We start from the raw sequence: 12890 nt of genomic DNA, 5'->3' as shown, positions 1-12890 counted from the left end.
AAGCTGAGCTTTGTGTTGGATGTGCGGCGTCTGAGATTGCTCCACGCTCTGTCGGTCCACGGCACGGTCACGGCCGCCGCGGAGGCCCTGCACGTGACCTCCCCGGCCGTCTCCCAGCAGCTCGCCGCCCTGGAACGCGAGGCCGGGGTAGCCCTGGTCGAACGGAACGGGCGACGGCTCGCGTTGACGCGCGCCGGGCACGTGCTGGCGGCCCACACGCAGCTGGTGCTGGACCAGCTGGCCGCGGCGGAAGCCGACCTGGCCTCGCTGCGGACCTCGGTGTCGGGCGTGGTGCGGGTGGGGGCCTTCGTGTCTTTTGCCGCCCTGCTGCCACGCGTGATCCAGGTGTTGCGGCAGGCGCACGGGTCCGATGTGGACCTGTTCGTGCACGAGATGGAGCCGGAAGCCTCGCTGCCTGCCTTGCGGCGCGGGGACATCGACATCGCCGTGATCCACTCGTACAACATCATGCCCCGGTCGCTGCCCGAGTCCTGCGAGTCGTTCGAGCTGTTCGTGGAACCCGTGAACGTGGCGCTGCCGCTCTCGGACCCGTTGGTGCAGCAGGACTCCGTGGACCTGGCGGTGCTGGCCGACCGGCCGTGGATCATGCCGCGCACCGACGCCTCGTGCCACGAGCTGACCCAGCGCGCGTGTGGTGCTGCCGGGTTCGTGCCGCGGGCGCAGGCGTACTGCGACGACTTCGGGGTGATGTGCGGGCTGGTCGAGGCCGGGCTCGGGGTGGCGTTGGTGCCGTCCGTGGCGCGGCGGCCCGGGGTGGCGTTGCGGCCGTTGACGCAGCAGGTGTTCCGGACCGTGTCGGCGGTGGTGCGGAACCGGGCCGATGGGCAGCCTGCGGTGCGGGTGGTGCTGGAGCAGCTACGCCAGGTCTGACAGCCACTGCTCCACGCCGGCCACGTGCACCGTGGACCAGCTGCGCGCGAGCTCCGGCTGATGGGCGGCCAGCGCGTCCACGATCGCCCGGTGTTCAGCCACGGTCCGATCGACGGCGTTCGACTGCGTGATGCCGCGCCAGATCCGCACCCGGACGGTGGGACCGGCCAGGGTGTCCAGCAACTGGGCCAGGTAGGCGTTGCCCGAGCACTGGGCGATGGCGCGGTGGAACTCGAGGTCGTGCTCGACCAGTTCCTCCACGGACTTGGCGCCCTCGGCGGCGTCGCACAGCGCGCGGAGCTTGACGATCTCGTCCGGATCGACCCTTTGGGCAGCCATGGCGGCTGCCGCCGGTTCGAGGATGCGGCGGACCTGGAGGACTTCCAGCACCGAATCTTCGCCCCGGTGCAGGTCGAGCACGAACGAGAGTGCGCCGAGGAGGTCGTCGGCCCTGAGCGACGAGACGTACGTGCCGTCGCCCTGGCGGACGTCCAGCACTCGGACGAGTGACAGTGCCTTCACCGCTTCGCGCAGCGAGTTGCGTGACAGACCAAGACGTTCTGCCAGGTCAGCCTCACGCGGGAGGCGATCGCCGGGCTTGAGCTCGCCCGAAACGATCATCTCTTTGACGCGCAGAATCGCATCGTCGGTGACTGCCACGGCACCCTCAACTCGTCGTAGACCTCGGATGTCTGGGCACAGTATGCGCCACGGATGGTCATCTTCGTGGCACCCCGGTCGTTTCGGACCTCATTCACCAAGTGATTTGTGAGATGGTTATCTAGTAACGACGCGTGACGTGAACCCCTGTTGTGGCCATAATGGTCTGGACCATTCAAGGAGGGATCTTGGACGCCGTTGTCGCAGCACCGCGCGCATTGCTCGGTCGCACGATCGTCGGTCCTGCCTCGGTGCGGATCAGGGACGGCCGCATCGTCGAGGTGACCACCGGTGAAGCACCACCCGGCGCGGAGGTCCTGTCCGACGGCCTGCTGACACCGGGCCTGGTCGACGTGCAGGTGAACGGCGCCGTGGGCGTCGACTTCGCCGAGGTGGACGCCGCCGGAATGCGTTCCGTGGCCGAAGCACTCCCGTCCACCGGTGTGACCCGGTTCTTGCCCACGTTGATCACCGCACCTGTCGACGTGGTGCTGAGGCAGGCCAGGGCAGTGCTCGCCGCTGCCGCCGCCCTGCCGGACGGGGTGGGTGCCCGGCCGTTGGGCGTACATCTCGAAGGCCCCTTCCTGTCGCCCAAACGGGCTGGGGTGCACGACCCGTCGTTCATGGTCGAGCCTGGTCCCGACCAGATCTCGGCGCTCCTCGACGACGAGCTGATCCGCCGCGCCCTGCGGATGGTGACGATGGCTCCCGAACAGCCCGGTGGTCTGGAGGCGGTCCGCCGTCTCGTCGAGGCCGGCGTGCTCGTCGCGGTGGGTCATTCCGATGCCACGGGTGAGCAGACCCGCGCCGCCGCCGATGCGGGTGCCCGCATGGTGACGCACCTGTTCAACGCCCAAAGGCCGTTGGGACACCGGGAACCCGGTGTGCCCGGCGTGGCTCTGGTCGACGAGCGCTTCACCCTCGGGCTGATCGCGGACCTCGCTCACGTGGGTCCTGACGTGTGCCGTCTCGTGTTCAACGCCGCAGGGGCGCGAGTCGCACTGGTCACCGATGCCGTTGCCGCCGCGGGGATGCCGCCCGGCCGCTACCACCTCGGTGGTGCGGACGTGCTGCTCACCGAGGACGGCGTGCCGCGGTCTCCGGAGGGCACGATCGCGGGTTCGGCGCTCACGCTCGACCGCGCCGTGCGCAACATCGTGTCCGTGGGTGTGCCCGTGGCGGACGCTCTCGCCTCGGCGACCATCGTGCCCGCCGAGGTCATCGGCGAGTCCGGTCTCGGTCGTCTCGCACCGGGTGCCGTCGCGGATCTGGTGTGGTGGGACGACGACCTGCGGCCCAGGAAGGTCTGGGTCGACGGTCAGGTCGTGTTCGACGCGGAGGTGCCGGTGCCGGTGCCGGCCGTGCCCGTCGCGGCCGGATACGCCACCGCGGGTCAGTAGTACGAACGACGAAGGGCGCCTCCTCCACCGCGCGTGGGGAGGCGCCCTTCGTCGTCGAGGAAGTCTTCGGCTGAGCAACGAAAAGAGCCCCGCCCGGGGGGACCGGGCGGGGCTCTCCGACTCGTGCGGATCAGCGCGTGCGCGTGACCTTGTTCAGGCCGCGCGGGCTGTCCGGGTCGCCGCCGCGGGCGAGCGCCAGGCCGTGCGCCAGGCGTTGCACGGGCAGGATCTCCAGCACCGGCGCCACTTCCTCAGCCGTCTCCGGGATCCCGATCGACAACGTCGCCCCGACCTTCTCCGAGGCCGAGCCGACGGCCACCACGTCCGCACCGCGCTGGTGCACCACGTCGAGGGCGTCGCGGATCGAGTCGCCGCCCTTGCCCAGCGAGGTGATGGCCAGGACCGCCGTCTCGCCGTCCACCGCGGCGACCGGGCCGTGCAGGAGGTCCGCGCCGCTGTACGCGCGGGCCGCCAGGTACGAGGTCTCGGCCAGCTTCAGCGACGCTTCCAGTGCGGTGGCGTAGGAGTAGCCGCGGCCCGTGGTGAGGACCCGGTCCACGAAGCGGTACCGGCGGACCGCCTCGTCCACGGTCGGGGCCGACTGGTCGAGGGTCACCTGGGCCAGCTCGCCCAGTGACGCCGCGGCCTCGCCGTTGCCGCCGCGGACGGCGTCGATCAGCAGGTAGAGCGCCAGCAACGTCGCCGAGTAGGTCTTGGTGGCGGCCACCGCGTGCTCCACGCCCGCCGAGACGTCCACCGAGAGCTCGGCGGCCGCGTTCAGGGGCGAGGAGGCGGTGTTGGTGACGGCCACCGTCAGGGCGCCGCGCCTGCGGTAGGAGGCGGTGACCTCCAGCAGGTCGGGGGAGCCGCCCGACTGGGACACCGTGACCAGCAGGACGTCGCGGAGGTCCGGCTCGGCGCCGTACAGCGTCGTGGTCGACGCCGAGACCAGGCCCGCGGGGAGCTGGAGCAGGATCTCCGTCAGGTACTTGGCGTAGATCGCGGCGTGGTCGCTCGAACCGCGGGCCGCGAAGAGGACGAAGCGCGGGGCCCGTTCCCGGATGACGGCCGCCACCTCGGCGATCGTGGACCGCGAGTCGTAGAGGTCGGCGAAGATCGACGGCTGTGCGGCGATCTCCGCGGCCATGTGCCGGCCTGGCTGGGGCGTGGTCATGTCGTGCCTTTCAGGATCAGCTCGGCCGCGGCTCGGAGGCTCACCCGAGAACCGCCGTGGGTGTCGATGCGGGCGACGCTGCCCAGGTCTGGACCAGGCACGCCGGTTTCGACGTGCACGACGTCCTTGCCCAGATTAGTTAAGTTTGTTACCAGTTGTCGAGCGGCAGTGTGGCGGTGGGCGTCCCGGGTCACGACCACGATCGTGCGGTCACCCGCGGTTTTCGCAACCTCTTCCGCGGGGATGTCGCGAGCCGCGACCACTTCCGTGCCCGGAAGCACCTCGCTGAGGTACGGGCCGAGGCCCCACGGGACGTCGCCGACCGCGATCGACGGGTCCACCACCAGGTCGACGACGACCGGGTCCGGACCGACACTAACCCGGCCACGCACCTCGATCGCGCGTCGAGCGGCTGTGAGACCGATCTCGGCGTCGTGGGCGTCCACGGAGGTGGGCGGAAGGCCCAGGGCCAGGGAGCGCGCGGCTGCCTGGGTCAGGCGTTCCTCGGACAGGTCGCCGGCCTTCACGGCCGCGACGATCGAGTCGATCAGCCATTGGATGTCCTCGTCGTCGAGGGACATGCCGCCCAGGCACAACGAGTCGACGCCCGCGGCCAGCGCGCGGACGGCGCCAACGGCCAGGTCTCCGCCGACGGCCTTCATGTCCAGGCCGTCGGTGATCACCGCGCCGGTGAAGCCCAGCTCGGTGCGCAGCAGGTCGATCGCGTGCTTGTTCAGCGTCACCGGCGCCGGACCCCACTCGGGGATCACGAGGTGGCCGGTCATGATCGAGCGGACGCCCGCGTGCACGGCCGCCTGGAACGGGACGAGCTCCACGGCCCGGAGCTGTTCCTCGGTGCGGGGAAGCACCGGGAGCTGCTCGTGGGAGTCCTCAGTGGACGCTCCGTGGCCGGGGAAGTGCTTGGCGCAGGCGGCGACGCCCACGGCCTGCAGTCCCTCGACCCACGCGGCGACGTGCCGCGCGGCGAGCACCGGGTCCGAGCCGAACGCGCGGACGCCGATGATCGGGTCGTCGAGTGTCAGCACGAGGTCCGCGGAGGGCGCGAGGTTCAGCGAGATCCCGCACTTCGCCAGCCGCGCGCCGATGGACGCGGCCACCGAGCGCGTGAGGTCGAGGTCGTCCACCGCGCCCAGGGCGTGGTTGCCCGGCACCTCGGAGCCGCGGCCCGCGTCGAGACGCGTGACGTCGCCGCCCTCCTCGTCGATGCCGATCACCACGTCCGGGCGCACCGAACGCAACTCGGTGCACAGCTTGGTCACCTGGGCGTCGTCGACGACGTTGCGCCCGAAGAGCACCACGCCGCCGAGGCCGTCAGCGACCCGCCGCAGCAACCAGTCGGGGGCGGTCGTTCCGGTGAAGCCGGGAAGCAGAACGGCAGCGGCCAACTGATCCACGCGTCATCCCTTCACAGCACCGGCGGTGACGCCGGCGACCATCTTGCGTTGCACGATGAGGAAGAACACCAGCGCGGGCACGGTGAACAGGGCGGACGCGGCCATCGCGCCACCCCAGTCGGTGCCGAACGCGGTCTGGAACCCGGACAGCCACACGGGCAGCGTCTCGCTGTCCTGGCTGCGGATCAGCACCTTGGCGAAGAGGAACTCGTTCCACGCCGTGATGAACGCGAACACCGAGGTGGCCACGAGACCCGGTCCGAGCAACGGCAGCGTCACCTTCTGGAACGCGCCCCAACGGCCGCAGCCGTCGACCATCGCGGCCTCTTCGAGCTCCGCCGGGATGCCGTTGACGAACCCGCGCAACGTCCACGCGCAGAACGGCAGCGTCACCGCGAAGTACACGAGGATCAGCGACGTGAGGTGCTCGTAGAGCCCGAGGTCCCGCATCATCAGGAACATCGGGATCAGCAACGCCTCGAACGGCGCCATCTGCGCGACCAGCATCAGCAGCACGAAGCTCTTGCGGCCGCGGAAGGCGAAGCGCGACATGGCGACCGCGGCGGTGATGCCGATGACGATCGCCGCGACGACCGCGGTCAGCGTCACCAGGAGGCTGTTGCCGAGCGAGGACAGGAAGCCCGGCTTCGTCCACGCCGTCACGAAGTTCGTGAGCGTCACGGAGAACGGGATCAGGTCGTAGTCCGACGTGATCGTCGATCCCTTGGGCTTCAACGCCGACGTGACCATCCAGTACGTCGGGAAGATGAAGAACAGCGCGAGCACGATGCCGGCGATGTTCGCGGCTGATTTCTTGAGCATCAGATCTTCCCCTCCTCCGTCTGCAGCAGCTTGCGCAGGTACTGGAACGTGATCAGGCCGAGGATGACCATCATCAGCACGGAGATCGCGGCCGCGACGCCGAAGTGGCTCTTCGCGATGCCCTCGAGGTACTGCAGCACCGGAAGGGTCGTGCTCTCACCGCTGGGACCGCCCTCGCGGAACACCCAGATCTGGGCGAAGACCTTGAAGTCCCACAACGTCGACAGGAACGTCACCATCATCAGCAGCGTCCGGATCTCCGGCCACGTCACCGCGCGGAACGTCTGCCAGCCCGTCGCGCCGTCGATGCCCGCGGCCTCGTAGAGGTCGCGCGGAATGCCGACGAGCCCGGCGTAGAGCGAGAAGGCGAGGAAGGGGATCGCCTGCCAGATGATCAGCAAGCCGACGACGGACAGCGTCGACGTGCCGGAGGAGAACCACGAGTAGCCCGCGAAGGAGTCGAAACCCAGCTGCACCAGCGTCTTGTTCAAGATGCCGTAGTTCTGGTCGAACATCCACTGGTAGACCGTGGTGGACGCGAGGATCGGCATGGCCCAGGCGCAGAGCATCGCGACCTGCAACGCGACTCGCACCCACGGCGTGAGCACGCGCATCAGCAGTGCGATCCCGAGACCCATGCCGACCGAGGCGACGACGACGGAGACGGTGAACACCAGGGTGCGCACCGAGACGTCCCAGAAGCGCTCGTCCTGCAGTACCGTCACGTAGTTGTCGAACCCGGTCCACACGATCTCGCCGCGGACCAGTTCACCGAGGTTGAGCTGGCGGAAGCTCGTCACGAACACCGAGACGACCGGCCAGCCGATCAGCCAGAGGATCGCGATCAGTGCGGGAGCGAGCAGCAGGTAGGGCAGCATCCTGTCGAAGGAGCTGCCCCGGCGGCGGCGTTTGCGCGCCCCGCCCGTCACGGCAGGCGGCAGCGCCGGAGGGATGTCCCCTGCCGGCGCTGCCGTTTCGGTCGTTTTGACGGCCGTCATCTCAGCTTGGCTAGGCCATGGCCTTGGTGATGGCGTCGCTCGCGTCCTTCGTCGCCTGGTCCAGCGTCTTCGCGCCGGTCAGGTACGCGGTGAGCGCGTCCTTGAGCGGGTTCTGGCCCGCCTCGACGGCCGCCCACTTCGGCGTCACCGGGGTGACCTTGCCGTTGGGGGAGGAGGCCGCCATGGCCTTGCCGACCGCGTTGGTGGCCAGCTTGGCGGTGTCCTTCGACGTGCCGGGAACCGCGCCGCCCTCGGCGAGCATGTCCTGGTACTTCTTGGACGACAGCAGCGCCAGGTACTTCTTCGCGGCGTCGGTGTTCTTGGACGACGCCGGGATGGCGAGGTTCGAGCCACCCAGGAACACCGGGGAGGCCGAGCCGGCCTTCTTGGACGGGATCGGGAACGCCGAGGTCTTGTCCTTGAGCTCCGGCTTGGCCTTCACGGCACCGGCGAGCTCCCACGGGAGACCGACCATCATGCCCACGTTGCCCGTGCCGAAGACCTCCATCTGCTGGGGCTTCGCCTCGTCGATGTCAGCCGGCGCCTTCTTGGTGGCCGACGCGTCGTAGAGGGCCTTGTAGGCCTCGAAGCCGGCCTTGGCCTGCGGGGTGTCGAGCGAGCCGGTCCACTTGCCGCCGTCCTGCTTGGCGATGTCGCCGCCCTCGTCCCAGATCAGGGACAGCAGGAAGTACCAGGACTGGCCAGGCAGGTACAGGGCCTGGAAGTCCGGGTTGGACGCGTTGGCGGCCTTGAGCTTGTTGATCGCGTCGATCCACTCGGCACGCGAGGTCGGAGGCGCCGAGACGCCCGCGGCCTGCAGCAGGTCCGTGCGGTAGATGACGGTGCGGTTCGCGGCGTAGAACGGAACGCCGTACTGCTTGCCGTTCAGCGTCAGCGAGTCCTTGAGGCCACCCAGCCACTCACCGCCGTTGAACTGACCCGAGTCCGCGGTGACGTCCGCGAGGGTGCCCTGGTCGGCGAAGCTCGCCGTCTGGGTGTTGCCGAGTTCGATGATGTCCGGCGGCGTGCTGCTCGCCAGCGCGGTCGTCAGCTTCTCCTGGATGCCGGTCCACTTCTGGACCTCGTACTTGACCTTGATCCCGTTCGCCGACTCGAACTCCTTGTTCAAGGCGTCGGTCAGGGTCGTCGGCGCGGAGCCGTCCATGAGCCACACGGTGATCTCTTTGGTCTCCGTGCCGCTACCGCTGTTCGTGCTCGTGCCACAGCCTGACACGGCCACTGCCAGTGCGGCGGCACCAGCAGCGAGTCCTCTCCAGCCCTTCACAGTTCGCGCCCTTTCACCAAGCCCGGCACACCGGCCGGAACGTCCAAGTGGTGTAGACCAATGCGGAACAGCGTGTGCTGCGTCACCGCGTCTGTCAAGCGCGTTGCCAAGACGTTGCGAAGTCATCGGACGAATTTCGGGGCCGATGTCGGGGGTTCGGACGCACGAATCGACACGGACAAGGCATCCTTGTGGTGCGTGACGTGGAGTGCGAGGAGGAGGCCATGCTGGAGACGACGCCTGCATCAGGCGTGGACGCCAGGACGCGTGCACAACGCGAACCCAAGTACTGGGGTCTCAAGCGGCACCTGCTCGACCTGTTGAGGGCGCTGCCGCCCGGTTCGCCGATCCCCACGGAACGGTCGCTGGCCGCGGAGTTCGACGTCTCCAGGACGACCGTCCGCCAGGCGCTCGCCGAGCTGACGGTCGAAGGCCGGCTGCTCCGAGTGCAGGGCAAGGGCACCTTCGCGGCGGAACCGAAGGTCGCCCAGAGGTTGCAGCTGTCTTCGTACACAGAGGACATGCGGGCCCAGGGGCGTGTGCCGTCGTCGAAGCTGATCGAGGCTTCGGAGATGCCGGCGGAGGCGGAGCTCGCCCGGTACCTGGGCGTGCGTCCCGGTGCGAAAGTGCTGCGCCTGCACCGGCTGCGCCTGGCCGACAACGAGCCGATGGCCATCGAGACGACGCACCTCGCGCTGGGCCGCTTCCGCGGGCTGCGCCGGTACCTCGCGCCCGGTGCCTCGCTCTACCAGGTGCTGTCCGAGCGGTTCGGTGTCGAGATGGGACACGCCGAGGAGACGATCGAGACAGCGCTCGCCTCGCCGGAGGAGGCGGAGCTGCTCGGGGCCGACATCGGCCTGCCGATGCTGCTGCTGTCGCGGCACTCGTTCGACACCGAGGGCAATCCGATCGAGTGGGTGCGTTCGGTCTACCGCGGCGACCGCTACAAGTTCGTCGCCACGCTGAACCGGCCGTCTTGATCGCCTGGGGCACGCCGCGTGCGCGCCTGGTGCTCACCACGACGATCCTCGGGTCGGGCATGGCCATGCTCGACGGGACGATCGTCAACGTGGCGCTGCCCCGGATCGGCGCGGAGTTCAGCGCGTCGGTCACCGACCTGCAGTGGATCCTCAACGGGTACCTGCTCGCGCTGGCCTCGCTGATCCTGGTCGCCGGCTCGCTCGGCGACAGGTTCGGGCGGCGCCGGGTCTACGTCGTCGGCGTGATCTGGTTCGGCCTCGCGTCGCTGCTGTGCGGTGCCGCGTGGAACGTCCCGGTGCTGGTGGCGGCACGGATGCTGCAGGGCGTGGGCGCGGCGTTGCTGACGCCGGGAGCGCTCGCGATCCTGCAGTCGTCGTTCAACCGGGAGGACCGATCCCGCGCGATCGGCGCGTGGTCGGGTCTGTCCGGTGTGGCCACCGCGATCGGGCCTCTGGTCGGTGGGCTGCTCGTGCAGGCCTGGTCGTGGCGGCTCGCGTTCCTGGTGAACCTGCCGGTGGCGGCGTTGTGCGTATTTCTCGCGCTGCGGTTCGTGCCGGAGTCGCGCGACGAGTCGTCCGGTCACCCGAACTACCTGTCCGCGCTGGTCGGGGCCTTGGGCCTGGCTTTGTTGACTGGTGGGATTGTTGAACAATCCTACGTTGTGACAATCCTCGGACTGCTCGCGATGATCGCTTTCGGCGTGCTGCAGAAGAGGTCCAGCGACCCGCTCGTGCCCGTTGAATTGTTCAACAATCGAACGTTCCTGCTTTCCAACGTTCTGACGTTCCTCGTCTACGCGGCGCTCGGCGGCGTGATGGTGCTGCTCGTGCTGCAGCTCCAGATCTCGCTCGGCTACTCGCCGACGGCGTCGGGCCTGGCCAGCGTGCCGATCACGATCATCATGCTGCTGGCGTCCTCGACGTCGGGGAAGATCGCCCAGCGCTACGGGCCGCGGCTCCAGCTGATCGTGGGGCCGATCCTCGTCGGCGTCGGAATGTTGTTGCTGCGCAACACCGTTCCCGGCGCCTCGTACGTCTTCGGCGTGCTGCCGGGAGTGCTCGTGTTCGGCATCGGCCTCGCGATCGTGGTCGCCCCGGTGACGGCCACGGTGCTCGCCGCCGCCCCCGATCACCACGCGGGTGTCGCGTCCGGCGTGAACAACGCCGTGGCCCGCACCGGCAGCCTGCTCGCGATGGCCGTGCTGCCCGCGGCGGTCGGGCTGGTGGGCGAGGACTACGCGAACCCCGCCGTGATGACCGCCGGGTGGCAGATGGCGCTCGTGCTGTGCGCGGTCGCGGCGATCGTCGGCGGGGTGCTGGCGTTCGGTGTGGACAACGGCGTGCTCTCGGCGGCGCCGGAGCAGCAGGACGCCCCGCACCCCGGGGAGTGCCTGCACTGCGGGGTGGAGGGGCCGCCCACGCACATCCGCTCAGGTGGCGAGAAGGCGCGCCAGTAGGCCGGGGTCGACGTTGCCGCCGGACACGATGGCGACACCCGCACCGCCGACCTTCTGCTGCGCGGCCACCGCGACGGCCCCGCTCGGTTCGGCGACCAGCCGCGCCCGGCGGGCAAGATCGACGACGGCGGTGAGGATCTCGTCCTCCGACACCGTGATCACGTCGTCCACGTGCGCTTCGATGTGGGCCCAGGTGAGCGCCGAGGGCTCGTCCCGCAACGCGTCAGCGGCCGTCTGAGCCCGTTTCAGGGGGTCCCAGCGCACCAGTTCGCCCGTTTTGAGCGATTCCGCGATGTCGGCGGCCAGTTCGGGTTCCGCGCCGAGCACGCGGACGTCCGGGCGCAGCGACTTGATCGCCGTGGCGACGCCGGAGATCAGCCCGCCGCCGGACATCGGCACCACGACGGCCTCGACGTCCGGCAGGTCTTCGAGGATCTCGAGGCCGATGGTGCCCTGACCGGCGATCACGTCCGGGTGGTCGAACGGCGGGATCAGCGCGGCGCCGCGCTCGGCGACCAGGGCTTCCGCACGCTCGACGCGTTCGGTGATGCCGACGATGAAGACCTCCGCCCCCAACGCCTTCGTGGCCTCGATCTTGACCGCCGGGGTGTTGTCCGGCATCACGATCGCGGCGGGCACACCGTGCAGGCGCGCGGCGAACGCCACGGCCTGCGCGTGGTTGCCGCTGGAGTAGGCGACTACGCCGTTGGCGCGGTTCTCCAGGCGTGCCAACGCGTTGAGCGCACCCCGGAGTTTGAACGCGCCGATCGGCTGCAGGTTCTCCGGCTTGATCCATCCAGCACCGAACGGGTGCAACGGCGTGCGCACCACGTGCGGCGCGATCACCTTCGCGGCCGAACGGATCTCTGGGAGCGCGATCATCCGAGGATCGACGCGAACTGGGCCGGCTCGATGTTGCCCCCGGAGACGATCGCGACGGCCGGACCGGCCGGCAGTTCACGGTTCAGGTGGGCGGCGACGGCGACGGCTCCACTCGTCTCCGACACGACCCGCGTGCGGCGGGCGATCTGCTTCACCGCGTCCCGGATCTCGTCCTCGGAGACGGTCACGACGTCGTCCACGTACTCCTGGATGTGCGCCCACGTCAGTTCGGACGGTTCGGCGCGCAGTCCGTCGGCGACGGTCCGGGCGCGATCGTGCGCGTCCCAGTGGACGCGCTCACCGGCGGCGAACGACGCGGCCGTGTCGCCGGCCAGCTCGGGCTCGACACCGATCACGCGAACGTTGGGGCGCAACGACTTCACGGCCGCCGCAACCCCGGAGATCAGTCCGCCGCCGCTCACCGGCACCAGGACGGTCGCCACGTCGGGGAGGTCTGCGCAGATTTCGAGGCCGATGGTGCCCTGCCCCGCGATCACGTCCTCGTGGTCGAACGGCGGGATGAGCGTCGCCTTCCGCTCCTCGACCAGTTCGTAGGCGCGTGACTCGCGTTCGGTGATGCCGACGACGAACACCTCCGCGCCGTGCGCCCGCGTCGCGTCGATCTTGAGCTGCGGCGTGTTCTCCGGCACGACGATCGCGGCCGGCATGCCGAGGATCTTGGCCGCGTAGGCGACCGCTTGCGCGTGGTTACCGCTCGAGTACGCCACGACACCGCGCGGCCGGTCCTCGGAAGGTATGCGGGACAACGCGTTCACCGCGCCGCGCTGCTTGAACGCGCCGATCGGCTGCAGTGACTCGGGCTTGATCCACAGTCGTGAGTCGAACGACAGCAACGGGGTGCGGACGACATGCGGGGCGATCGCGGCGGCGGCCGCTTGGACGTCTTCGAGAGTCACCAGGCGCAT

12 protein-coding genes are annotated in these 12890 nt (G+C 69.4%); 4 read left to right on the top strand and 8 right to left on the bottom strand.

All coding sequences use genetic code 11. The features are described from left to right. Positions 1-36 precede the first annotated feature (36 nt). Entirely contained in the window at positions 37-891 is an 855-nt protein-coding gene (locus IEY88_RS19550; protein WP_229693558.1) for a LysR family transcriptional regulator, read from the top strand. On the opposite strand, the gene IEY88_RS19545 is transcribed toward IEY88_RS19550, so the two are convergent. Continuing rightward, positions 877-1551: a FadR/GntR family transcriptional regulator gene (locus IEY88_RS19545; RefSeq protein ID WP_189156224.1), complete on the bottom strand. Its 675-nt coding sequence runs from the start codon at positions 1549-1551 to the stop codon at positions 877-879. The two genes, IEY88_RS19550 and IEY88_RS19545, sit on opposite strands and share 15 nt — an antisense overlap. 188 nt (positions 1552-1739) lie before the next feature. Between IEY88_RS19545 and nagA the strand changes: the two genes are divergently transcribed. Then, a complete protein-coding gene (gene nagA, locus IEY88_RS19540) occupies positions 1740-2951 on the top strand; it encodes an N-acetylglucosamine-6-phosphate deacetylase (RefSeq protein ID WP_189156223.1) in 1212 nt (403 codons plus the stop codon). A gap of 130 nt (positions 2952-3081) precedes the next feature. Here nagA and IEY88_RS19535 read toward each other — a convergent pair whose 3' ends face one another. From IEY88_RS19535 to IEY88_RS19515, 5 genes are read right to left on the bottom strand one after another with little or no spacing between them, the layout of a single operon-like run. Then, positions 3082-4125 carry an SIS domain-containing protein gene (locus IEY88_RS19535; RefSeq protein ID WP_189156222.1) on the bottom strand — a complete coding sequence of 348 codons (1044 nt, stop codon included), beginning with the start codon at positions 4123-4125 and terminating at the stop codon, positions 3082-3084. Further along, complete coding sequence (locus IEY88_RS19530) at positions 4122-5540, bottom strand: glycoside hydrolase family 3 protein (protein ID WP_189156221.1); 1419 nt, start codon at positions 5538-5540, stop codon at positions 4122-4124. Before IEY88_RS19530 ends, IEY88_RS19535 begins: the two co-directional genes overlap by 4 nt. Before the next feature lie 3 nt (positions 5541-5543). Continuing rightward, entirely contained in the window at positions 5544-6362 is an 819-nt protein-coding gene (locus tag IEY88_RS19525) for a carbohydrate ABC transporter permease (RefSeq protein ID WP_189156220.1), read from the bottom strand. Then, positions 6362-7360, bottom strand: coding sequence for a carbohydrate ABC transporter permease (locus tag IEY88_RS19520; RefSeq protein WP_189156219.1), 999 nt, complete (start codon positions 7358-7360; stop codon positions 6362-6364). Before IEY88_RS19520 ends, IEY88_RS19525 begins: the two co-directional genes overlap by 1 nt. Before the next feature lie 10 nt (positions 7361-7370). Next, a complete protein-coding gene (locus tag IEY88_RS19515; RefSeq protein WP_189156218.1) occupies positions 7371-8645 on the bottom strand; it encodes an extracellular solute-binding protein in 1275 nt (424 codons plus the stop codon). A gap of 224 nt (positions 8646-8869) precedes the next feature. Here IEY88_RS19515 and IEY88_RS19510 point away from each other — a divergent pair, with 224 nt between their 5' ends. Both IEY88_RS19510 and IEY88_RS19505 read left to right on the top strand, forming a co-directional pair. Continuing rightward, positions 8870-9625, top strand: coding sequence for a GntR family transcriptional regulator (locus IEY88_RS19510; RefSeq protein ID WP_030480591.1), 756 nt, complete (start codon positions 8870-8872; stop codon positions 9623-9625). Further along, a complete protein-coding gene (locus IEY88_RS19505) occupies positions 9622-11082 on the top strand; it encodes an MFS transporter (RefSeq protein ID WP_268241252.1) in 1461 nt (486 codons plus the stop codon). Before IEY88_RS19510 ends, IEY88_RS19505 begins: the two co-directional genes overlap by 4 nt. Here IEY88_RS19505 and IEY88_RS19500 read toward each other — a convergent pair. After that, the gene (locus IEY88_RS19500; RefSeq protein WP_189156217.1) at positions 11056-11964 is read right to left on the bottom strand and encodes a threonine ammonia-lyase; all 909 of its coding nucleotides are present in this window, start codon (positions 11962-11964) and stop codon (positions 11056-11058) included. The genes IEY88_RS19505 and IEY88_RS19500 overlap by 27 nt on opposite strands. After that, positions 11961-12890 carry a threonine ammonia-lyase gene (locus IEY88_RS19495; RefSeq protein WP_189156216.1) on the bottom strand — a complete coding sequence of 310 codons (930 nt, stop codon included), beginning with the start codon at positions 12888-12890 and terminating at the stop codon, positions 11961-11963. Before IEY88_RS19495 ends, IEY88_RS19500 begins: the two co-directional genes overlap by 4 nt.

This window comes from Lentzea pudingi, assembly GCF_014646255.1.
Taxonomy (GTDB): domain Bacteria; phylum Actinomycetota; class Actinomycetes; order Mycobacteriales; family Pseudonocardiaceae; genus Lentzea; species Lentzea pudingi.
The sequence above is the reverse complement of the archived record's forward strand: the minus strand, read 5'-3'. Positions and strand labels throughout refer to the sequence as shown.